This window comes from Parazoarcus communis (assembly GCF_003111645.1).
GTDB lineage: Bacteria > Pseudomonadota > Gammaproteobacteria > Burkholderiales > Rhodocyclaceae > Parazoarcus > Parazoarcus communis_A.
Genome location: NZ_CP022187.1, coordinates 3,274,940 through 3,297,297, shown reverse-complemented (window position 1 = coordinate 3,297,297; position 22,358 = coordinate 3,274,940). Strand labels below are relative to the sequence as shown.

The window sequence follows — 22,358 nt, the reverse complement described above, 5'->3', positions numbered from 1 at the left end:
GGCGTTCTCCTGGGGAATTGGACGGCGGATTTGCTACCGCACTCGGTTCATCGCAAATTCGATGGACTCGACATCCCTTTTGCAACGACCGTGCCAGAAGAACAGCAAACTTCTTAAAACATTGATTTTTATCAATACAAGAGGCGACTTGATGTGATCGTCATCATCTGGATATCCGATCACAGCCACTGACATTGTTAACAATGTCGACATTTTGTAGACACTTCAGGCCAGGGCGATAGCTGCGCCTCCGCTCGGAACCATCACGCATCCAGCGCCAGTTTCTGCCAGCGATAGGCAAACTGGCGCGCAGTCATGCCCAGCACCTGTGCCGCTCGCGACTTGTTGCCCCCGCACTGAGCGAGCGCCTGGCGCAACTCGGCGGCAGAGTGCGATCCTGCGGGCGCATAGGGGCGAACGTTCGGAAACGTGCCCGGATTCGCCGCTGCCCCTGCACCCGGTGCGGACTCGGCCAGCGCCTTCGCTGCCGACGCTGCTTCGCCGCTGGGCATGAATTTCTCGATGTCGGCAAGACCCACGATCGGCTTCTCGGCCAGCAGCACGATGCGCTCGATCAGGTTCGCCAGTTCGCGGATATTGCCCGGCCACGAGTACGCTTCCAGCCGCGCAATCGCCTCCTGGGTCAGGTTCACGCTGCGCTGGTTGGCCTGGTTGGCCCGGCTCATGAAATTGAGCGCAAGGGCATGGATATCGCTCTTGCGCTCAGCCAGTGAAGGCAGCCGGATGGGGATCACGTTCAGGCGATAGTAGAGATCCTGCCGGAACAGCCCGCGGGCCACCTCCATTTCGAGATCGCGGTTCGTCGCCACCACCAGGCGGACGTCAATGCGGATCTCGCGCTTGCCGCCAAGATGGGTGATCGTGCCCTCCTGCAGGGTACGCAGCAGTTTGCCCTGCATCGGGAGCGGAAGTTCGCCGATCTCGTCGAGAAAGATCGTGCCCCGGTTCGCCTGCTCGAACAGCCCCTCGCGGTTCGTGCTGGCGCCGGTAAATGCGCCACGCTCGTAGCCAAACAGTTCGGACTCGAACAAGGTATCGGGGATCGCCGCGCAATTCACCTTGATGAAGGGCGCGTCGCGGCGCGGACTTGCAAGATGCAGGGCTCGCGCAAACAGTTCCTTGCCCGTGCCCGATTCACCCAGCAGCAGCACGCTCGCGGTCGAATCCGACACCTTCTCCAGCTCGGAAATGGCCCGCAGCAGGGGCGGTGACGTGCCGATGATGCCGTAGCGGGCGGTCTCGTGCTCGAGGGCATGAATCAGGATCTGGTTCTGCTGCTCAAGCTCGCGGGTCTTGGCCTCGAGCATCGCCTGCAACTGCAGCAACTGCCCGGCCAGCGTGGCCAGGATGCGCAGAATCGAGAGGTCGTCGGCAAGCGCGCGGCTGCGCGTGCGAATGCGGTGACAGGCGAGCACGCCAATGGTTTTCTGTTCGATGCGGATGGGCAAGGCAATGAAGGAGACCGGTCCTGAAGGGAGATTCTCACGCTCGACCGCACGCCCGAGGAAGTTCTCGTCACGATCGATGTCCTGCACGATGATGAGCTGACCGTGCGCCAGCACCGCCCCGGTGACACCTTCCCCGGGCAGATAGCGCCCGCGCTCGACCTCATGCCGGGTCAGGCCATAGGCGTAGCGAATCCGGCTCGATTTGCCGTCATCGTCGAGCAGGACGATTCGCCCGCGGTTGAGGCCGAGCAGTTCCGACAGCAAGTGCAGGGTCTCGCGCAAGACGACATCGGGCGAAAGGCTCTTCCCGACGAGGCCCATGACCTGCTGCATCAGCAGCATCTCCTGTTCGCGCCAGAACGAGGGGGAACTGTCCGGATCGGACTCGGTAGGCTGTGCTTGCTCCATCAGTAGGTTCTAACACGGCTGCACGCCTCAAGCCAATGCCCTGGCCGGACAGGAAGGAGCGGACAACGTCGCAGAAAGTGCGTAAATCGATTTGTCATCACGAACGAAATCACACGCGCACAGACGATTTGACACGCGGAAAATCAGTGAATCGCTTCCTGAATGGATAATCTGCCAACTAAACGACTTTCAACGCAATATTATTCTCCATTCAATCTGATTTTGTGCTGAACTTGCAATCGTCTGCCGCGTACTCCTGCGTAAGATTCTCCCTATCGCCTCAGGGCTCAGACAGATCGAGGAACACGCCATGATGTTGCAGGATCCAGCCACCAAGTACCGTCCCTTTGCACCGATCCGGCTCGCCGACCGTCAGTGGCCGAACCGCGTCATCGACAAGGCGCCGATCTGGATGAGCACCGACCTGCGCGACGGAAACCAGGCCCTGTTCGAGCCGATGAATGTCGAGCGCAAGATGCGCATGTTCCGCACCGTGTGCGAGATCGGCTTCAAGGAGATCGAGGTTGGCTTCCCTTCGGCCTCGCAAACCGACTTCGACTTCGTGCGTCAGCTCGTCGAGGGCGGTCACATTCCCGCCGACGTCACCATCGAAGTGCTCACCCAGGCACGTGAAGACCTCATCCGCCGCACCATGGAGTCGGTGCGCGGCGCGCCGCGCGCCATCATTCACGTCTATAACGCGACATCGCCGACCTTCCGCGACGTCGTGTTCGGCATGAGCAAGCCCGAAGTGATTGCGCTCGCCGTATCGGCCGTACGCATGATCAAGCAGCTCGCCGCCGAGCAGCCGGAAACCGAGTTCGTGCTCGAATACAGCCCGGAAACCTTCTCCGCCACCGAGATCGACTTCGCCGTCGAGGTGTGCGATGCGGTCACGGCCGAGTGGGGCGCGACGCCCGACAACAAGGTGATCCTCAATCTTCCGGCCACGGTCGAGGTCGCCACGCCCAATATCTATGCGGACCAGATCGAGTGGATGCACCGCAATCTCGCCCGTCGCGACAGCGTCATCCTCAGCCTGCACCCGCACAACGACCGCGGCACGGGCGTCGCCGCCGCCGAGCTCGGCCTCATGGCGGGCGCCGACCGCGTGGAAGGCTGTCTCTTCGGCAACGGCGAGCGCACCGGCAACGTGGACATCGTCACCCTCGCGCTCAACCTCTACACCCAGGGCATCAACCCGGGGCTCGATTTCTCCGATATCAACGCGGTTGCACGCACCGTCGAGTACTGCAACCAGCTCCCGATCCACCCACGCCACCCCTATGTGGGGGATCTCGTATTCACGGCCTTCTCAGGCTCCCACCAGGACGCCATCAAGAAGGGATTCGCTGCTCAAAAGGCCGGCGCCCCGTGGAACGTACCCTATCTCCCGATCGACCCGGCCGATGTCGGCCGCAGCTATGACTCGGTGATCCGGGTCAATAGCCAGTCGGGCAAGGGCGGCATCGCCTACCTGCTCGAAACCGAATACGGCATCGCCATGCCGCGTCGCCTGCAGGTAGAGTTTTCACGCGAAGTGCAGAAGGTGACCGATGCGACCGGCGGTGAAATGGCGGCAGCCGACATCTGGGGGCTGTTCTCGGACACCTATCTCGAGACCGACACACCGGTGCGCTATTGCGAGCATCACCTGTTCGAGCATGGCGCGGCACAGGGCATCCGCCTCGTGGTCGAGATCGGTGGCACGCGGCACATGCTGGCCGGTGAAGGCAACGGTCCGATCGATGCCGCAGTGCATGCCTTGCGCACCGTCGGCATCGACGTTCAGGTGCGCAGTTTCGAGGAGCGTTCGGTGGCGCCGAGCGAGGACGGCGGCAACGCGCAAGCCTGCGCCTTCATCGAACTCTCGGGCGCCAGCGGCGGCATCGACTGCTATGGCGTCGGCATCGACACCAACATCGTCACCGCGTCCATTCGCGCCATCGTCAGCGGTGTGAACCGGCTGGACCCGGCTGCGGCCGGCAACCCGGTCGCGCAGGCTGCATGAAGCTGAACGCCGGCGGTTCTGCCGCCGGCTGAAGGGCAAGGTGGAACCCGGGTCTGACGCTCCCGGGCAGATGCATCAGCCGGGTGGAAACAAGGGCATCCAGTAAGCCAGGGCGTCGTCACGCTGCTCCTCGCGGTCCACCGTGCCATCCTCCATGGATGGCCGCGCACTCGCCGCCTCCCGTTCCGCTGCCGAAAACCAGTCTTGCGACCAGCGCTGTACCTGCTCCAGAATTTCCAGACGCATTTGAGACCTCCTGTCTCACAGACAAGGACACCGCGCACCAAGCATGGCGATGCGCTCGGGAACCCGCCCCGGATTGGTGCAGATCTGCGGAAAATGGCTCCGCTGAACCCCTGCAGCCGGGCGAGCAGGCTTTTCCTAGCAGCTTTTGTACCCATATTCAGTCCCCGGCGGGCGCGCCCTGAAGTACTTCGACATGATTTGCCGCCGCGGCGAGCTGTCGATCGCATCCGTCGAGGGCCACAATGCCGACCGATTTCGACTGCCTGACGCTGCTGTTCCAGCAGGACGGCCAGGGTGGCCTGCAGGTCTGTCCCGGCAAGGAAGCCGACGCACAGGAATGGACGCCCGTCGAACCCGCGACCGGCGTGATCACCTGCAACATCGGCGACATGCTGATGCGCTGGAGCGACGACCAGCTGCCGTCGAACTTCCATCGTGTGCGCAATCCACAGCCGCATGAGTATCAGGGCGACCGCTACAGCATTGCCTTCTTCTGCCAGGCCAATCGCAGTGCCGTCATCGAAGGGCCGGGCAGAATGCACCCGCCAATCACTGCGGGCGACTACCTGCAGCAGCACATCAACGCCAACTTCGCGAAATACGGATTTCCCAGCGCACACGCGGCCCGCACACGGTCCTCACGCGTGTGGCCGATCCGGCGGCGGCTGCAGCCAATGTACCAGCCCTGTTTCGAAAATGGCCGGAAGCCATGCACCGTTCGTAATACACTCCCAAGATTAACCCCAATCTGGGCAGTAGATTACGAATGACGCTGCTTTGACCGGGGCAACCCAGCAGGGGAACGGACGATGGACTCATTTCAGTGGGACGAGAATTTCGTCACCGGCATAGACGAAGTCGATAGCCAGCACATGGAGCTGGTCCGCATCATCAACCGCATTGGCGACGCCTTGTCCAATGCGTCCGCAGCGGGCCCGAAATCGCTTGCATACCTGATCGACGAACTCGCTGCCTACACACGTTTCCATTTTGCGGCCGAAGAGTCGATGATGGCCGCGCAGGGTATCGACCCGCGACATCTCGAATCGCAGTCCCGCGAGCACGAGAGCTTCGTCGATGAGATTGTCCGTATTTCGCAGACGGAGATGACCGCCGAGCTTTCGAGCCGTCTGCTCAGTTTTCTCATCCACTGGCTGGCGTACCACATCCTCGGCTCCGACCAGTCGATGGCCAGGCAACTGCGCCTGATCGGCCAGGGCATGAGCCCGGAACAGGCCCTGTCCGAAGATGCCCGGCTCGGCACCCGTGCCACCGAGCCCCTGCTTGCTGCACTGAGCGGCCTCTTTGCCCAGGTGTCGCAGCAGAACCGCGAACTGCACGAGCTGAACCAGACGCTTGAGGCGAAAGTTGCAGAACGCACGCGCGAACTGGCCGTCGCCAACAGGAACCTCGAAACGCTGTCGCTCACCGATGTCCTGACCGGCCTGCCCAACCGGCGCCATGCAATGCACGTCATTGGGCTTGAGTGGCAGAGCTCGGGGAGCCCGCTTTCGCTGATGATGATCGATGCGGACGGATTCAAGACCGTCAATGACACCTGGGGCCACGAAGCCGGCGATACGGTATTGACCACGCTGGCACGAACGCTCGCAGAATCGGTGCGCACCGACGACATGGTGTGCCGCCTGGGTGGCGACGAGTTTCTCGTGATCTGCCCCCACACGCCACTGGAAGGTGCAATGCAGCTCGGCGAAAGCCTGCGGGCGAGGGTCAATGCGCTGCGGGTCGCCGCCGGTGGTGGCGAGTGGCCGGGCAGCGTGAGCATCGGCGTTGCCTCACGCACGACCGCCATGCACACCCCTGACGAACTGATGCGGCGTGCAGATGAAGGTGTTTACATGGCAAAGGCACGTGGACGAAACTGCGTGGCAAGCGCCGACCTTCCGACCTGACAATCATGAGCATGCTGACTCTCACCCACTTGTATCGCTACCCGGTCAAATCCCTGCGCGGCGCGCAGCACCCGGCGCTCGACATCGGCGCGAAGGGCTTCAGCTTCGACCGCCACTGGATGGTCGTCGACGCGCAGGGACACTTTCTCACCCAGCGTCAGTTGCCGAAAATGGCACTGATCGCTACCCCGATCGATGCAGGTGGCGTGCTGACGCTGAGCGCGCCGGACATGCCCGACATCACGCTGCAGGGAACGACACAGCAGCGCATGCCGGTCACGGTGTGGGAAGACACGGTAGAGGCGACGCTGGCCGATCCGGCTGCAGACGCCTGGCTGAGCCGCTTTCTGGCGCAAGCATGCCGCCTGGTGCAGTTCGCCGAGGATGTTCAGCGCGCGCTCGACCCCGACTATGCCGCGCCATCCGATCAGACCGGCTTTGCCGACGGCTTCCCCTTTCTGCTGATTTCGCAGGCCTCGCTCGACGATCTCAACGCACGGCTTGAGCAGCCGCTGCCGATGCAGCGCTTCCGCCCCAACCTGGTGGTGAGCGGCTGCGAACCCTTTGCCGAAGACCGCTGGCGGCTGATTCGCATCGGCGGCGTGGTCTTTCGCGTGGTGAAGCCCTGCGCACGCTGCGCAATCACGACAATCGACCCCGAGACTGCGCTGCGCAGCCCCGAACCCCTGCGCACGCTGGCAGGCTACCGGCGGCACAACAACATGGTGATGTTCGGGCAGAACCTGATTCACGACGGCCCGGGGCGGCTGGAAGCGGGGATGGCGGTCGAGGTGCTCGAGTAAGCCGCCCTCTTGCTTCAGTTACTGGGGCGCAAAGCGTCCGCGCAGATAGGCGATGATTTCGTCCGACTCGTACAGCCACTTGCTGTTGCCCGCCTTGTCGGAAACCCGCAGGCAGGGCACCTTGGCCTGACCGCCGCCGCGCACCAGCTCCTCGCGGACGCTGCCCGGTTGCTGCGCATCGCGACGTTCGATCGGCAGCGAGAGGCGACGCATCTCCTGGCGCACCTTGATGCAGAACGGACAGGTCTTGAATTCATACAGGGCCAGCATGCCGCATTCCCTGTCGACCTTGCCCTGCTCTTCCGCCGGGCGTGACACGCCCTTGGGCCGGGTAATCATTTCCCACAGCAGAATCATGGGTCCGATGACGAGACGCAGGGTCTTGAAGAATGCTCTGATGACAACTTTCATGATCGTTTTCCGATAGATGGCAACGCCCGCCTGGGCATGCACGGCACTGCCTGCAGGCGATAAAATTCGAACAGGGCGCCGAGAATAGAGGAACACGCGGGATTTTGGTGCACTGAAAGCGACCATGAACGGCTGCCGGCATCATCATTTTCAGCCCGATAGTCAGGCATCATTACCCCGCGCAACCCCGTCGTCATCGCCAGCCGCACCCATGGACGCATCACTCTCCGCCGCCATCGATCTCTACTGCGAACGCACCAGCCCCGGCTTCTGGGCAGAGCCGGTCAACGCACTCACCAACCTGTCCTTCGTGCTGGCGGCGATCGCAATCATGCTGCTGATGCGTCGCAACGGCATCCGCGCCAGCGCTCCGGCCGTGTTCCTGACCGCCAACATGGCCTGCATCGGGATCGGCAGCTTTCTGTTTCACACCCTGGCCAACCGGTGGACGATGTTCGCCGACGTGCTGCCGATCTTCATCTACCAGATGGCCTTTCTTGTCCTGTATGCGCGCAATATCGGCGGCCTCGCACCCTCCAGGGTCGCTGCGCTGGTGCTGGTCTACGTCCTGGTGTCCGTCGGCTTTGCCACGCTGCCGAGCGCATGGGTGAACGGCTCGCTGGCCTACGGCGGCGCGCTGGTGTTCATCGCTGCGATCGGGATCTACCACCGCGCCGCAGGCAAGCGCGAGCCGCTGATCCTGCTGCTCGCAGTATTCGTCTTCGTGGTGTCGCTGAGCTTTCGCTCGCTCGACATGGCACTCTGCGAAACCGCTACGCTCGGCACACACTTCCTGTGGCACCTGCTCAACGGGCTGGTGCTTTACCTGACCACCCGGGCCTATGTGCTGAACCAGCCCGGCGCACGCTGAAGGCGGCAAGACGCCGCCGCGGCCGGTCACGCACCATCGGCCATTGCGAGCCGCAGCCTGCGCACCAGTTCGTCCATCTGCGTTTCGTCGACGTTGCCGTAGCCCAGTACCAGCCCGTTGCAGCACAAGGGCGCGTGCGCATAGTGCGACAGGGCCCGCACCCCGAGCCCGAGCCGGGCCGCACACCGCGCCACCTCGGTATCGCGCAGCGCGGGTGGCAAACGCAGCACCAGATGCAGGCCCGCCGCGCCGCCGTCGATACCGAGTTCAGGACCGGGCTGACGCAGCAGCGCCGCACGCAGCGCACGCTGGCGCAACTCGTAGCGCTTGCGCATGCGGCGCAGATGGGAGGTGTACTGGCCACGCCGGATGAAATCGGCCAGCGCCACCTGTTCGATGCCCTGACCGGCGCGCACGGCTTGCCCTGCGGCGTGCGCAAATGCGCCGGACAGCGCCGGCGGCAGCACCAGATAGCCAATGCGCAGGCCGGGATAGAGGGTCTTGCTGAACGTGCCCGCATACACCACCGCCGCCCCCGGCTGCAGTCCGTGGAGCGCAGGCAGCGCCGGGACGCCGCGTTGAAACTCGCTGTCGTAGTCGTCCTCGATGATCCACGCACCAGCCGCACGTGCGCCCTCCAGCAGGGACAGACGGCGCGCGAGCGACATGACGTGTCCGCTGGGATACTGATGCGAGGGCGTGACCATGATCAGGCGCGGCGGATGTGCGTGCCAGTCTGCCTCGGCCGGCGCCAGTCCGTCCTCATCGACCGCCACCGCGTGCAGGCGCAGGCCGGCCAGGCCGAGTGCGCCGCGCGCCGCCAGATAACCGGGGTTCTCCACCCACGCGGTGTCGCCACTGTCGGCGAGCAGCCGCGCACACAGGTCCAGCCCCGACTGGGTACCGCTGGTAATGATCACCTGCCCGGGCGTGACGGCAAAGCCGCGCACGGTCGAGAGCTGTTCGGCCAGCGCGGCCCGCAGGACCGGCTCGCCACCATACGGCGTATGACCCAGCTGGCGCGCACCCGCCTCGCGCCACGCCCGGTCCAGGCTGGCCCGCCAGCTGCGAAAGGGGAAGGCACCGAGATCGAGCGCACCGGGCGCGAAGGGCAGGATGTCGGTGTCCGGCCCGTGCTCGGGCTGAAGTGCAGCTGCGGCACGCACCGACAGACCGGGCAGGGCCACGGTCTCGCCGTGCGATCTGCGTGCGGACGCATCGGGCAGCGTGAGTTGCGCCACGCGGGTGCCATGACGGTCGGCCTGCAGACAGCCCTCCGCGCTCAACTGCTCATACGCGAACAGCACCGAGTTGCGCGCAATGCCCAGACCGGCAGCAAGGCTGCGGCTGGAAGGCAGGCGCGCGCCGGCCTTCAGCTGGCCGCTCAGAATGGCCTCGCGCAGCCGCTGATACAGCAGGCGCTGGCGCGGCACACCCGGCGGAAACGGTGGGGCCAGCAGCCAGTCGAGTTGCATGGTGGCTCCAATCCAAATGAATCTGGTGGCACTACTGATGGTGCCACCAGCAGCATATGCTGGCCGTTCACCTCAAACAAGCGTCAGGCACCCCGACATGAACACGCACCCCGCCCCTTCCGAGCGCACCCGCGTCAGACGCCTCCCGGCGCGCGCCCACTACGACAGCGAGACCATCAACGGCATTGTCGACGCCGCCACGGTGTGCTCCGTCGCCTTCCAGTGGGAAGGCTCCGTCCATGCCCTGCCCACCATCCACTGGCGCGAGGGCGAGCACCTATACATCCACGGTGCCAAGGGTTCGCGCATGCTCAAGGCGCTCACCACCGGTCAGGCCTGCGTCACCATTGCGCTCGCCGACGGACTGGTGATGGCGCGCTCGGCCATGCATCACTCGATGAACTACCGCGCGGTGGTGGTCTATGGGTGTTTCGAACAGCTTGATGAGCCGGACGCCAAGCTCAACAGCCTGCGTGCCCTGATCGAAGGCATTGCGCCGGGGCGCTGGGAACAACTGCGCCCGATCACCGGCAAGGAACTCAACGCCACCACGGTGTTGCGCATCCCCCTGACCGAGGCGTCGGCCAAGATTCGCGCAGGCGGGGTCAAGGATGATGAGGAGGATCTCGGCTGGCCGGTATGGGCGGGTGTCATTCCCCTGCAGACAGTGCGCGGCACGCCCGTTACCGAGCCCGACAGTGTCGTGCGCGATGCCCCCGCCGACGTGGTGAACCCGGCCGCGCCAGTGGTCTGATTCAGCCGCAGGAAGGCAGCGCCGGATCGAGATCGGCGGCCTGATCGACGTCGCGCAGGATGCGGTCATCGTGCCAGTCGAGCATGCGCACGTCGGCCTCCTGCAGCAGATCGCGCGCGCCACGGTCACCCTCCAGCGCGGCAAGACGGCGCCCCCATGCCGCACCGAAACCGACCGGATGCCCGCGCCGGCCGCCGTGCATGGGGGCCACCACCGTGTCGGGCCGGTCGATGGCGGCGGCCACCGTGCCAACCGCGGCTGCGGGCAACCAGGGCATGTCAGCGAGCGCGATCACCCAGCCGGCAGCATCCGCACTGGCCGCCACTGCCGCCGCCAGCGCACTGCCCATGCCCTGCTCGGCGTGCGCGGTTTCCAGGATCTCGCAGCCTGCCAGGCGCAACCAGTGCCCCCGCTCCGCCTGCCCCGGACGCACCACCGCGAGGCTGCCGGGCAGCGCCGCGCACAAGGCAAGGGCGCTGTGCCAGATCAGCGGACGACCATCGGCCAGGCGCACGAGCAGCTTGTCGCGCCGCCCTTCGGGATCGAAGCGGCGGCCGTAACCCGCCGCAAGCAGGATGCCGCGCACCATCACTTGCGGGCGCAGGCGGACAAGGCGTTTTCGGCCAGTTCGAGTGCGGCCTTGGCCTCTGCCACCGGCAGGACCCGCTCGGGCACCACACCATTCTTTACCGCGACCAGTTCAGCCGCGATCGAGACCGCAATCTCGCCCGGCGTGCGACTGCCGATGTACAGCCCGGCCGGGCCGCGCAGGGCCGCCACCTGCGCCGCGTCGAGATCGAACTCGCGCAGACGCTCGCGCCGCACGGCATTGTTGTGTCTCGAGCCCAGCGCCGCCACGTAGAAGGCAGGCGAGCGCAGCGCCTCCATCAGCGCGAGATCGTCGAGCTTGGGGTCGTGGGTGAGTGCGATCACCGCGGTGCGCGCGTCGGGGCGCATGCCGATGACCACATCGTCGGGCATCTCGCGGGTGAGCACGGTGCCCGGTACGTTCCATTCCTCGGACCACTCTTCGCGCGGATCGCAGACGGTGACGGCGAAGTCCAGCGCGAGCGTCATGCGTGCGAGGCTGGCCGCGAGCTGGCCGGCGCCGATCAGCAGCAGGCGATAGCGCGGCCCGAACACGCTGACCAGGGTTTCCCCGTCGAAGCCCGTCGCCTGCTCGGGATGCGCCGGCGCCAGCGCACTCCTGCCACTGGGCAGATGCAGGCTGCGCTCCACCAGTTCGCCCGCCGCCAGCCTGGCCAGCAGGGCGTCGAGCGGTGCCGGGTCGGCCAGCGGCTCCAGCACCAGTTCCATGGTGCCGCCGCACGGCAGCCCGAAACGGCGGGCCTCCTCGGCACCGACGCCATAGCTCACCTTGCATGCCGCTTCGGGCATGCCTTCGGCGCGCAGGCGCTGCATGAGGTCGTCCTCGATGCACCCCCCCGACACCGACCCCACCGCACGTCCGTCTTCGCGCAAGGCCAGCAGCGCGCCTGGCGGGCGTGGCGACGAGCCCCAGGTGCGCACGACCGTGGCCAGCAACACCCGTTTTCCGTCTGCGAGCCATGTTCTGGCACGCTGCAGAACTTCCAGATCCAGACTATCCATGCCCCTTACCCCATCTCAAATCGGTACGGAAGCCGGCGCGCCGGCTTCGGCAGAAGCTGGCGGCGGTTCAGGCGAAGCCTTCCTGCAGCAAGAATCACTCCGGGAAGGCATCCGCATCAGCTTTGCAACTGCGTGCCGATCGGCAGCCTGCGAATACGCTTGCCCGTTGCCGCGTACAGCGCATTCACCAGCGCCGGTGCCAGCGGCGGCACACCGGGCTCGCCCACACCCGACGGCTTTTCCGCCGAGGGCACGATATGCACCTCCACGGCCGGCATCTCGTTGATGCGCAGCACGGTGTAGTCATGGAAGTTGGACTGCTCGACCTGACCGTCCCTGAGGGTGATCTCGCCACTCAGGGCTGCGGCCAGGGCGAAGCCGATGCCACCTTCCATCTGCGCACGGATCACGTCCGGATTGACCGCAATCCCGCAGTCCACCGCGCACACCACGCGGTCGACCCGGAAGCTGCCATCGGCGGCGGCCGTGGTTTCCACCACCTGGGCGACGAAGCTGTTGAAGGATTCATGCACCGCGACCCCGCGACCGCGCCTGCCACCGTCGCTCGCGGCCTGCAGTGGCGTGCCCCAGCCGGCCTTTTCCGCAGCCAGCCGCAGCACCGCTGCATGGCGCGGATGTGCTGCAAGCAGCTCAAGCCGGTAGGCCACCGGATCGCTACCCGCCGCAAGCGCGAGCTCGTCAATGAACACCTCGGTCGCAAACCCCGTGTGGGAGGAGCCCACCGAACGCCACCACTGCACCGGCACCTTGGTCAGCGCATTGGTCGTATGCAGATCAACCGCAAGGTTGGGAATGGCGTAAGGCAGGTTGGCCGCGCCCTCGGCCGAGGTCGCATCGACCCCGTCCTTGATCATCAGCGACTCGAAGGGCGAACCGAGCATGATGGACTGCCCCACGATGCGCTGTGACCACGCCTGCGGCCGGCCCGTGGCATCGAGCGCGGCACGCAGGCGGTGCAGATACAGGGGACGGTAGTGCCCGCCACGCATGTCGTCCTCGCGCGACCACACCAGCTTCACCGGTGCCCTGCCACCGATCGCCTTGACGATGTGGGCGGTCTCCACCAGATAGTCGGACTTCGGGTTGGCACGACGCCCGAAACTGCCCCCCGCGAACAGCATGTTGAGCTTCACCTGTTCCGGCTTGAGCCCGAGGATGGCCGCGACCACGGCCTGGTCGACGGTCTGGAACTGCTCGCCGTTCCACACTTCGCAGCCGTCCGCGTCCAGCTTCATCACGCAGTTGAGCGGCTCCATCGCCGCATGTGCGAGATAGGGGAACGCAAATTCGGCTTCGACCACCTTGTCCGCCTTGCCCAGCGCAGCCTCGGCGTCGCCATCGTTCCGCGCCACCGCACCGGGCGTGGCCGCGAGCTTGCGGTAGTCGGCCAGCAGCTGTGCCGAACTGCCGCGCCAGGCGGCGGTTTCGTCCCAGTCCACCTGCAGCGCGTCGCGCCCCTTCTTTGCCGTCCAGTAGTCCCCCGCCAGCACCGCCACGCCGGAGGGAATGCGCACCACCTCGACCACGCCGGGCACGGCCCGCGCCGCCGTGTCGTCGACGCCACGCACGGTCGCACCGAAACGCGGCGGATGTGCCACCACCGCAACCAGCATGCCGGGCAGCTTCACGTCCTGGGTAAACATCGCGCGGCCGGTGGTCTTGGCCACGCTGTCCTTGCGTGGCGCATGTTTGCCGATGAGGGTGAAATCCTTCGGGTCCTTCAGCGTCACCGTGGCCGGCAGCGGCAGCGCGGCGGCGGCCTCGGCGAGCTCGCCAAAACCTGCCGTGCGTCCGCTCGGCGCATGGCTCACCACGCCGGCGCTGATGGTGATCGACTCCGCCGCCACCTTCCAGCGCCCGGCTGCCGCCTCCACCAGCATGGCGCGTGCGGTCGCGCCGGCATGACGCATCTGTTCAAAGGAGTTGGCGATCGCGGTACTGCCCCCCGTTCCTTGCGCCGGCCCCCAGAACAGGTTGTTGTAGCGTGCGGCGTCGGCAGGCGCGCCTTCGACCACGACCTGCGCCCAGTCGGCGTCGAGTTCCTCGGCAACCAGTGTCGCAAGGCCGGTAAAGGTGCCCTGACCCATCTCCAGATGTTTGGCGAGCACCGTCACCGTGCTGTCGGTGCCGATGCGCACAAAGGCATTGGCTTCGAACGCGGCTGCGACCGCCGGGGCGGAACCGGCGATGCCGGGGCCCGCGACCCTGGCGGCAGCGCCGCGCGCCGACGGCAGCACCAGCGCCAGGGTCAGTCCTGCGCCCGCCTTGAAGAAATCACGGCGGGAGACGTTTTCGATACGGGTTTTCATGTCGCGTTCCTTCATGCCAGGGCCGTGGCGGCTTCGTGGATGGCTGCGCGAATGCGCACATAGGTGGCGCAGCGACAGATGTTGCCGCTCATCGCCGCATCGATCTCGGCATCGGTCGGTCTGGGGTTGGCGACCAGCAAAGCGGTGGCCGACATGATCTGGCCGGACTGGCAGTAGCCGCACTGCACCACGTCGAGCTTCTGCCAAGCGGCCTGCACGGCCTGCCCCGCACGGGCGGCATCGACGCCTTCGATCGTCGTCACCTTCTTTCCGGCAACCGCCGACAGGGGGGTGGAACAGGCGCGCACCGGCTCGCCGTCCAGGTGCACCGTGCATGCACCGCACAGGCCCATGCCGCAACCAAACTTGGTGCCGGTGAGGTCGAGGCCGTCGCGCAAGGCCCACAGCAACGGGGTGTCATCGGGCAGATCGGAACTGACACGCTGTCCGTTCAGGATGAAAGTCGTCATCGGGCAACTCCGTGGGGAAGGGGGTCAAACATCAACAGGGTCGCAGGGTGCAGCCCTGCATACCGGACGATTCAGATTAGACTGTTTGGCTATTAAGATCGACGCAGAAATACTGAATGAGTCATGAAGCCTGACTTACAAATAGATCCCGCGCTCCTGCCCGCACTCGCCACCTTCGAGTGCGTTGCGCGCCACGCGAACTTCACCCGCGCTGCGGCCGAGATGGGCTTTTCACCCTCCGCCCTCTCGCAATCGATACGCGCGCTGGAAAAGCGCCTCGGCGTGCGTCTGCTCGCGCGCACCACGCGCCGCGTAAGCCTGACCGAGGAAGGTGCATGCATCCTCGATGGTGTCCGCCGCGGACTGGCCGAACTCGGCGGCGCCCTCAGCGCACTCGCTGACGCACGCGGCCAGCCCAGCGGACGGGTGCGGATCGCGCTGTCGCGAATAGCCTACGCTGATCTGTTCTCGCCGCACGTCGTCGATTTTTCAGCGCGCTACCCTGGCATCGGGCTCGAGTTCTACCTTGACGACGGTCTGACCGACATCGTGGCTGGGCGCTTCGACGTCGGCGTCAGGCTCGGCAACAGCATCGAAGCCGACATGGTTGCCGTGCCGCTCAGCCGGCCATCGCGAATGGTGATCGTGGGAACGCGCGACTACTTCGCCCGCAACCCTGCGCCGCGTTCGCCGGAAGACCTTGCTGCGCACGATTGCGTCCGCTTCCGTTTCACCACCAGCGGCCGCCTCGCGCGCTGGGATCTGCAGCGCGATGGCAGGCTGTTCGAGCTTGAGGTCAGCGGGCGTTTCATCGTCAATGACTTCGTCGCCGAGCTCGACCTCGCCCGCCGCGGACTTGCCCTTGCGCAGGTGGTCGAGTCGACCGCAGCGGACGACATTCGGGCTGGACGCCTGGTCACCGCACTGGACGAATACGCGCCGACGCTGGGCGCGGCCCATCTATACTTCCCCGGTACCACCCACATGCCGGCACGGCTGCGGGTGTTCATCGACTACTTTCAGGCCGCCCACGCGGCACGCAGGGCGGCGGCCTGACACACGCCGAATGGCATCGGAAAGGAGTTGCGCGTGGATACAGCCGAGACAATCTGCACGTTCTGGTTCGGGACCGATACCGACGAGGCCAGCATCATCGCCAGTCAGTCCGCACTGTGGTGGCGCAAGCGCGACGAGGTCGACACCGCGATCCGCGAGCGCTTCGAGCACCGGGTCATCCAGGCCGGGAACGGTGAGCTCGACGCGTGGCTGCAAACGCCGCACGGCCGCCTCGCCCTGATCCTGCTCACCGACCAGTTCCCGCGCAACATCTACCGCAACAGCGCACGCGCCTTTGCCTTCGACGCACGGGCCCTGGGCTGGAGCAAGAAGGCAATCACGCTCGGCATCGACCGCCAGTGTCGCCCCATCGAACGTGTGTTTCTCTATCTTCCACTCGAGCATTCCGAAGACCGCAACGACCAGGCCGAATCGGTGCGACGCTTTGAAGCCCTGGCGGCCGAAGCCGGCCCCGCGGTCAAGGCGTCCTTCGACAGCTATCTGGACTTCGCCCGCCGCCACCGCGAAATCGTGGATCGCTTCGGCCGCTTTCCGCACCGCAATGCCGCGCTGGGACGGCAATCAACCGCAGCTGAAACGGCCTTCCTCGAACAGCCCGGCTCCCGCTTTTAGCACTGCACACAGGCTCGTGCGCGCCGCCACCGTCACCCGCCCCATTCCGGGCTGCGAACTGTCCCTGCATCAAGCAAGGGCAAAGAACGACGCCCCCATTCATATACAATCATCCACCGCTTCACTGCCCGCAGCGGTAGTACTGACGCTTACGGCCATTCAGGAGACATATTTTGGGTGAACATGCAATGCTCACCATCGCAGCAATCACCATGCTCGGTGGTGCTTGCCAGTGGCTCGCATGGCGCTTGCGCCTGCCCGCCATTCTCTTTCTGCTGATCACCGGCATCGTCGCCGGGCCCGGCGTCGGATGGCTCAACCCCGACGCGCTAATGGGCGATCTGCTCTTCCCCTTCGTATCACTGTCGGTGGCCATCATCCTGTTTGAGGGCGCACTGACGCTCAAATTCTCCGAAATCCGCGGCATGCAACATGTCGTGCGGCGCTTCGCCACCAGCGGCGTGCTGGTGACGTGGACGGTGGCCGCACTGGCAGCACGCCTGATCGCCGGTTTCGACTGGGGCCTGGCGATCCTGTTCGGCGCCATCATGGTCGTGACCGGCCCCACCGTCATCGTGCCGATGCTGCGCACTGTGCGCCCGACCGCCCGCATCGCCAACATCCTGCGCTGGGAAGGCATCGTCGTCGATCCGATCGGTGCGCTGCTCGCGGTGCTGGTGTTCGAGTTCGTCGTGTCCACCGAGGCCGGTGGCGCGCTGAGCGCGACCATCCTGCTGTTCCTCGGCACCATTGCCATCGGCACGATCACCGGCCTCGCCGGCGGTTACCTGATGGGCGAGGCCCTGCGGCGCGACTGGCTGCCCAACTACCTGTTCAACGTGGCCACGCTGGGCGCGGTGTTCTGCTGCTTCGCCTTCTCCAACGCCGTGGCGGAGGAATCCGGCCTGCTCGCGGTGACGGTGATGGGCATCTACCTCGGCAACCGCAAAGGCGTGCCGATCGAAGAGATTCTGGCGTTCAAGGAAAGCCTTTCGCTGCTGCTGATCACGGTGCTCTTCATCCTGCTCGCAGCACGCCTCGACTTTGCCCAGCTCGAAGCGCTGGGCTGGGTGGTGGTCGGGGTGTTTCTGGCCATCCAGTTCATCGCCCGTCCGCTCAAGGTCATGTATTGCACCTGGGGATCGAACATCCCGTGGCAGGAGCGCACCCTGCTGGCCTGGATTGCGCCGCGCGGCATCGTCGCCGCGGCAGTAAGCGCACTGTTCGCACTCAAGCTCGAGCAGCGGGGCGTCGACCAGGCAGCCCTGCTGGTGCCGCTGACCTTTGTTGTCATCATCGGCACCGTCGTGCTGCAGAGCCTGACCGCGGGCAAGCTCGCCGCCATGCTCAAGGTGGCCGAACCCGAGCCGGCCGGCTTTCTGATCCTTGGCGCGAATCCGCTTGCACGCAAGCTGGCGCAGGCCCTCGAGCAGCAGAAGATCCGGGTCCTGCTGTGCGACACCCTGTGGGACAACGTCAGCCGTGCCCGCATGGCCGGCCTCAAGGCCTACTACGGCAACCCGCTCTCCGAACACGCCGAGGTCTATCTCGACACCACCGGCCTCGGGCGCATGCTGGCCGTCACGGCAGACGCCCACCTCAACGCACTCGCCTGCAACCGCTACAAGGGTGTATTCGGCGCGAAAGACGTCTTCGCGCTGCGGGTTGGCGGCACGACGGGCACCAACGGCCGCAGTGACACGGCACGAGAGGGACGCACCGCATTCAGCGACAAGGTCGGTTACATCGACCTTTCGCGCCGCCTTTACCGCGGTGCCGAGATCCGGCGCACGACCTTGTCGGAAGCCTTCACGATGGAGCACTTCCGCAACATGCATGGCGACCATGCCACGCTGCTGTTCGCGATCGACCCCAAGGGCCGGCTCGAAGTGTTCTCGGCAGAAAATGCGCTGGAACCCGGCCCGGGATGGGCCGTCATGGCACTGATAGACTCCGCATCCGAAAAGACTGGCGGCACCGCAGCCACCGATGCGGAGAAGGCCAGCGAACCTGCAGCGAGCTGAGCGTCTGCGGATACAGGGGCGCGGCCGGTCCGAGGACACGGATCGCGCCCCTTCTCTTCATGGCAGCGGCGGCCGGCAGCATCTACACTGAGGAAGTTGTCTCGTGAAGGACGCCTTTCGGCCACCGCTATCGACCCGGAGCTGCCATGACCTCGCCGCCCCAGAAAACGGAATCCGTCTTCGCCACCCTTCCCACCGTGCTGCAAACCATCGACGGCACACTGACGGTGCCGACCGAAGACGATGAGCTGGCGATCATCGCCTACGACGGATTTCGATATCTCACCGCACTCGGCTTTGTGCGTGGCCAGCCCGCCCTTGCACTGCTCTACGATCTCGACATCGTGCACCTCGGCACCCGGCCGGGCAGTCGACTGATCGAGTTCCGGATCTACGTCCGGCTCAAGGAGCGCGTCCGCACCGAGATCGACCGCACAGGTGCAGTCGAACTGATCGCCAACGCGCTGGCACTTCCCGCCGCAATCGAGGTCTCTGCCGAGCAATGGGGGCAGCTGTTCCCGCAGGTGCAGCAGCAGATGCAGAACGAACTGCCGCAGTGCCCGCCATCGATCCGCGCCATCCTCCACCCCGCCCCCGAAAAGCCCAATCCGTTCCACGGCGGAGGGCATTCGTTCAGCCTGTAGCCGGCAGCAAGATCACCTCGCCACCGGGCAGCGCCCTCAGCCGCGCAGCTTCCTCAACTCGATCTCGGCCACGTCGACCCGCACCGTGCCCAGACCGACGAGCACGCTGGCAAGAGCCGCGACCTCATCGCCCACGGCACCGGCCATCATCGCGATGTTTTGTGCGTGCAGCGACATATGGCCCTTCTGGATACCGGTGGTCGCCAATGCCTTCAGCGCAGAGAAGTTCTGCGCCAGCCCCACCGCGGCAATGATGCGGGACAGCCTGTCGGCCGAGGCGACGCCAAGAATCCTGAGGCACGCGCGGGCGGTGGGATGAAGCTTGGTCGCACCGCCAATCAGGCCGACCGCCATCGGCAATTCGATGGTGCCGGCCAGATCTCCTTCCGCAGTCACCTCCCAGTCGGTAAGGCTTCCATACGCGCCACGCCGCGCCGCATAGGCATGGGCACCGGCTTCGACCGCTCGCGTGTCATTACCGGTGGCCAGCACCACCGCCGAAATCCCGTTCATGACCCCCTTGTTGTGGGTCGCCGCCCGGTATGGATCTGCAGCCGCAAACTGGAAAGCACTGATGATACCGTCGCGCACCGCAGCCCCTCCAATTGCGTCGCAGGTCCACACGGCCCGCGCGCGCGCCAGGCGGCGATCGGCCAGATTGGAGAGAATGCGCAGGTACACGCGCCCCCCGCACCAGACCTCAATCTGGGGCGCCAGTTTTTCCGCCATGCTATTGACCGCATTCGCACCCATTGCGTCGCGGGTATCGACGATGAGATGAGTGACCACCATCGGCCCGCCAGCCGATTCGATAATGCGTACCTCCACATCACGAAAACCGCCCCCCAGCTTCACCAGTACCGGATCGCAGGCGTCACATACGGCCTTGATCTCTTCTCGACGCTCCAGAATGCGGATACGGGCATGCACCGGGTCACTCACCCCTACAAGCTGCACCTGCGCAATCATCAGCGTGCCGGACATCGAGGTCACGAAACCACCGCTGTCATAGCACTGGCGCGCCGCATTACACACCGCAGCCACCACTGACGACTCCTCGGTTGCCATCGGCACGAGGATGTCCTCGCCATCGACACGCATATTGGTCGCCACGCCCACCGGTACGTTCATGGTGGCAATGACGTTTTCGATCAGGTGGTCGGCCAGATGTGGGTCAAGGTTTCCCATATTGGCGAGATGTCCGACCTCGTCTTCATCCAGCCCGCTGAACCCGGCAACGAAGTCGAGGCGTTCGCGCGGGCTCTTCTTGTGGAAGCCCGACACGCGTGAGGTTTTCTCTGGTGTGCTCATTGTGGATGTCTCCAGTCGATTGATGGGGTCGTGCGTCAGCCGGACGCCAATGCGGGGAGCCAGGTAACCAGCCCGGGGAAAGCGGCACAGATCAGCAGGGCGAGGATCTGCAGGTAGAGGAAGGGCAGGATGCCGCGATAGACGGTGCCCATGCCGAGATGCGGTGGCAGCGGCCCCTTGATGTAAAACAGGGTGTAGCCGAAGGGCGGGCTGATGTATCCGGTCTGGATGGTCAGCGCATACAGCACGCCGAACCAGATCTCATCAAAGCCAAGCAAGCGCACGATGGGAAGAAATACCGGCACGGTGAGCAGGATGATTCCAATCTCGTCGAGCACGGTGCCGAGAAAGATCAGGATCAGCATCATTACGCCGAGGATCACGTAGGGATGCACATCGAGCGTGCGGATGAAATTGAGCAGCGTGTCGGCCCCGCCCAGGCCGGTGAAGATGGCGACATATGCCTTCGCGCCGATCGTGATCCACAGAATCATCGATGTCGCCTTCAGGGTTTCGACGGCGGCGCTGCCCAGACCTCCCAGCGTCAGGCGCCGGCATAGCGCGGCCGACACCATCGCGCCGAACACCCCAACTGCGGCAGCTTCGGTAGGGGTCGCGACACCGAAGAAGATCGAGCCCAGAATCATCACGATCAGCATTGCCGGCAGGATCAGCGACTTGAGGCTGGCAAGCTTCCTCGCCATCGGCACGCGCTCGTTCGAACCCGCCGGCACCGCACCCGGTTTCAGGTAGGCAACCGCGATGATGTATGCAATGTAGAGTGTCGCCAGCAGCAAACCTGGCACGAGGCCCGCGATCAGCATCTTCCCGATCGAGACCTGAGCGGTGACCGCATAGACGATGGTCAGCACCGATGGGGGAATCAGGATGCCGAGCGTTCCCGAGGCGCAGATCGTGCCGGTCACCAACTTGGGGTCGTAGCCACGTTTCAGCATCTGCGGCATGGCAAGCACAGCCATCGCCGTCACGGCCGCGCCGACCACACCGGTCATCGCAGCCATCACCACGCAGATGACAACGGTGCCGATTGCCAGCCCGCCGCGCACGCGACCGAACCACAATTCCATTGCCTCGTAGAGCGCTTCGATGATGCCCGAACGCTGAAGAATGCTGGCCATCAGGATGTACAGGGGGATTCCGAGCATGGCTTCGGAGTGCATGGTGTCGAACACCTGCAGCACCATCAGCACTACCGCATCCGGGTTCCACAGCGTCACCGTCAGCAGCAGTGACAAGCCGCCCAGAACGAATGCGATCGGCAGGCCGGACAGCATCAGCAGCGTGAGGCCACCGAACATGATCAGCAGGATCAGGTTGGGCGTCATGCCTGCACCTCGTCCTCATCCGGGCGCGACGACGGCTCCCGGTACAGCAGACACAGGAACTCCGCCAGACTTTGCGCTGCGAGAAGGCTCACAGCCAACGGAATCGAGAACTTGACCGGCCAGATTTGCGGGTTCCACGCCGAGAACGATGTCTCGCGGAACGCCCAGGACTGCATCGCGAGCGGCAGGGAGTAGTACAGCAGAATGGCGCAGAAGCAGATGATGACAAGGTGGTTGAACAGGTCCGACCTGCGCTTCCACGCGGGCGAGAGGGCACGGTGCACGAGGTCCAGGCTTACATGCCCTCCAAGGTGTAGCAGATAGGGGCCACCCAGCAGGAAGTACGGACCGAAGATCAGCGTCGCGAGCTCCATGCCCCAGACCGTGGGTGCATTGAAGACATAGCGGGCCACTACTTCATACAGCATCACCGGAACGATCACGAAGGCCAGCAAGGCGACCCCCATGAACAGCAGACGATTCACTCCGGTGATGGCCTTCACATAAAGGCGTATCACTTTGGGCACGATCATTCCCGAAACAGGTTGGGCGGGGGCCCTGACGGAGCCCCC

21 protein-coding genes are annotated in these 22,358 nt (G+C 64.9%); 10 read left to right on the top strand and 11 right to left on the bottom strand.

Annotated elements, in window-relative coordinates:
* Positions 1 to 263: 263 nt before the first annotated feature.
* The gene (locus tag CEW83_RS14970) at positions 264 to 1,877 is read right to left on the bottom strand and encodes a sigma-54 interaction domain-containing protein (protein ID WP_199915134.1); all 1,614 of its coding nucleotides are present in this window, start codon (positions 1,875 to 1,877) and stop codon (positions 264 to 266) included.
* Between the two features lie 310 nt (positions 1,878 to 2,187).
* On the opposite strand from CEW83_RS14970, the gene leuA reads away from it, so the two are divergent.
* Complete coding sequence (leuA, locus tag CEW83_RS14965) at positions 2,188 to 3,888, top strand: 2-isopropylmalate synthase (RefSeq protein ID WP_108950049.1); 1,701 nt, start codon at positions 2,188 to 2,190, stop codon at positions 3,886 to 3,888.
* A 75-nt stretch (positions 3,889 to 3,963) separates the two neighbouring features.
* Here leuA and CEW83_RS21095 read toward each other — a convergent pair whose 3' ends face one another.
* Entirely contained in the window at positions 3,964 to 4,134 is a 171-nt protein-coding gene (locus tag CEW83_RS21095) for a hypothetical protein (protein WP_159099469.1), read from the bottom strand.
* Positions 4,135 to 4,376: 242 nt separating this feature from the next.
* On the opposite strand from CEW83_RS21095, the gene CEW83_RS14960 reads away from it, so the two are divergent.
* Genes CEW83_RS14960 through CEW83_RS14950 form a run of 3 tightly spaced genes read left to right on the top strand, consistent with a single transcriptional unit; the run spans position 4,377 to position 6,850 of the window.
* The gene (locus tag CEW83_RS14960) at positions 4,377 to 4,904 is read left to right on the top strand and encodes an isopenicillin N synthase family oxygenase (protein WP_199915133.1); all 528 of its coding nucleotides are present in this window, start codon (positions 4,377 to 4,379) and stop codon (positions 4,902 to 4,904) included.
* Positions 4,905 to 4,943: 39 nt separating this feature from the next.
* Positions 4,944 to 6,047 carry a GGDEF domain-containing protein gene (locus CEW83_RS14955; protein ID WP_108950048.1) on the top strand — a complete coding sequence of 368 codons (1,104 nt, stop codon included), beginning with the start codon at positions 4,944 to 4,946 and terminating at the stop codon, positions 6,045 to 6,047.
* Positions 6,048 to 6,052: 5 nt separating this feature from the next.
* The gene (locus CEW83_RS14950) at positions 6,053 to 6,850 is read left to right on the top strand and encodes an MOSC domain-containing protein (RefSeq protein ID WP_199915132.1); all 798 of its coding nucleotides are present in this window, start codon (positions 6,053 to 6,055) and stop codon (positions 6,848 to 6,850) included.
* Positions 6,851 to 6,868: 18 nt separating this feature from the next.
* Here the strand turns inward: CEW83_RS14950 and CEW83_RS14945 are convergent, their stop codons facing one another.
* The gene (locus tag CEW83_RS14945) at positions 6,869 to 7,261 is read right to left on the bottom strand and encodes a glutaredoxin family protein (RefSeq protein WP_108951445.1); all 393 of its coding nucleotides are present in this window, start codon (positions 7,259 to 7,261) and stop codon (positions 6,869 to 6,871) included.
* A gap of 211 nt (positions 7,262 to 7,472) precedes the next feature.
* Between CEW83_RS14945 and CEW83_RS14940 the strand changes: the two genes are divergently transcribed.
* The gene (locus tag CEW83_RS14940; protein WP_108950047.1) at positions 7,473 to 8,132 is read left to right on the top strand and encodes a ceramidase domain-containing protein; all 660 of its coding nucleotides are present in this window, start codon (positions 7,473 to 7,475) and stop codon (positions 8,130 to 8,132) included.
* 26 nt (positions 8,133 to 8,158) lie between these two features.
* Here the strand turns inward: CEW83_RS14940 and CEW83_RS14935 are convergent, their stop codons facing one another.
* On the bottom strand, positions 8,159 to 9,607 hold the full coding sequence (locus tag CEW83_RS14935; protein WP_108950046.1) for a PLP-dependent aminotransferase family protein: 1,449 nt from the start codon (positions 9,605 to 9,607) through the stop codon (positions 8,159 to 8,161).
* A 97-nt stretch (positions 9,608 to 9,704) separates the two neighbouring features.
* On the opposite strand from CEW83_RS14935, the gene CEW83_RS14930 reads away from it, so the two are divergent.
* Positions 9,705 to 10,361, top strand: coding sequence for a pyridoxamine 5'-phosphate oxidase family protein (locus CEW83_RS14930; protein WP_108950045.1), 657 nt, complete (start codon positions 9,705 to 9,707; stop codon positions 10,359 to 10,361).
* A 1-nt stretch (position 10,362) separates the two neighbouring features.
* Here the strand turns inward: CEW83_RS14930 and CEW83_RS14925 are convergent, their stop codons facing one another.
* From CEW83_RS14925 to CEW83_RS14910, 4 genes are all read right to left on the bottom strand, one after another.
* On the bottom strand, positions 10,363 to 10,950 hold the full coding sequence (locus CEW83_RS14925) for a nucleotidyltransferase family protein (RefSeq protein WP_108950044.1): 588 nt from the start codon (positions 10,948 to 10,950) through the stop codon (positions 10,363 to 10,365).
* The gene (locus tag CEW83_RS14920; RefSeq protein WP_108950043.1) at positions 10,950 to 11,972 is read right to left on the bottom strand and encodes an XdhC family protein; all 1,023 of its coding nucleotides are present in this window, start codon (positions 11,970 to 11,972) and stop codon (positions 10,950 to 10,952) included. Before CEW83_RS14920 ends, CEW83_RS14925 begins: the two co-directional genes overlap by 1 nt.
* Before the next feature lie 116 nt (positions 11,973 to 12,088).
* Positions 12,089 to 14,302, bottom strand: coding sequence for a xanthine dehydrogenase family protein molybdopterin-binding subunit (locus tag CEW83_RS14915; protein ID WP_108951444.1), 2,214 nt, complete (start codon positions 14,300 to 14,302; stop codon positions 12,089 to 12,091).
* Positions 14,303 to 14,313: 11 nt separating this feature from the next.
* Positions 14,314 to 14,772, bottom strand: a complete 459-nt coding sequence (locus CEW83_RS14910) for a (2Fe-2S)-binding protein (RefSeq protein ID WP_108950042.1) — start codon at positions 14,770 to 14,772, stop codon at positions 14,314 to 14,316.
* A 123-nt stretch (positions 14,773 to 14,895) separates the two neighbouring features.
* On the opposite strand from CEW83_RS14910, the gene CEW83_RS14905 reads away from it, so the two are divergent.
* From CEW83_RS14905 to CEW83_RS14890, 4 genes are all read left to right on the top strand, one after another.
* Entirely contained in the window at positions 14,896 to 15,828 is a 933-nt protein-coding gene (locus CEW83_RS14905; RefSeq protein WP_108950041.1) for a LysR family transcriptional regulator, read from the top strand.
* Between the two features lie 33 nt (positions 15,829 to 15,861).
* Positions 15,862 to 16,461, top strand: a complete 600-nt coding sequence (locus tag CEW83_RS14900; RefSeq protein ID WP_108950040.1) for a DUF924 family protein — start codon at positions 15,862 to 15,864, stop codon at positions 16,459 to 16,461.
* Between the two features lie 173 nt (positions 16,462 to 16,634).
* On the top strand, positions 16,635 to 18,485 hold the full coding sequence (locus CEW83_RS14895; RefSeq protein WP_199915131.1) for a cation:proton antiporter: 1,851 nt from the start codon (positions 16,635 to 16,637) through the stop codon (positions 18,483 to 18,485).
* A 146-nt stretch (positions 18,486 to 18,631) separates the two neighbouring features.
* Complete coding sequence (locus CEW83_RS14890) at positions 18,632 to 19,129, top strand: hypothetical protein (RefSeq protein WP_108950038.1); 498 nt, start codon at positions 18,632 to 18,634, stop codon at positions 19,127 to 19,129.
* 36 nt (positions 19,130 to 19,165) lie between these two features.
* Here CEW83_RS14890 and CEW83_RS14885 read toward each other — a convergent pair whose 3' ends face one another.
* The 3 genes from CEW83_RS14885 to CEW83_RS14875 are packed head-to-tail and all read right to left on the bottom strand — an operon-like array spanning position 19,166 to position 22,313.
* A complete protein-coding gene (locus CEW83_RS14885; protein ID WP_108950037.1) occupies positions 19,166 to 20,440 on the bottom strand; it encodes a hydroxymethylglutaryl-CoA reductase, degradative in 1,275 nt (424 codons plus the stop codon).
* Between the two features lie 35 nt (positions 20,441 to 20,475).
* Complete coding sequence (locus CEW83_RS14880) at positions 20,476 to 21,786, bottom strand: TRAP transporter large permease (RefSeq protein ID WP_108950036.1); 1,311 nt, start codon at positions 21,784 to 21,786, stop codon at positions 20,476 to 20,478.
* Entirely contained in the window at positions 21,783 to 22,313 is a 531-nt protein-coding gene (locus tag CEW83_RS14875) for a TRAP transporter small permease subunit (RefSeq protein WP_199915130.1), read from the bottom strand. Before CEW83_RS14875 ends, CEW83_RS14880 begins: the two co-directional genes overlap by 4 nt.
* Positions 22,314 to 22,358: the final 45 nt, after the last annotated feature.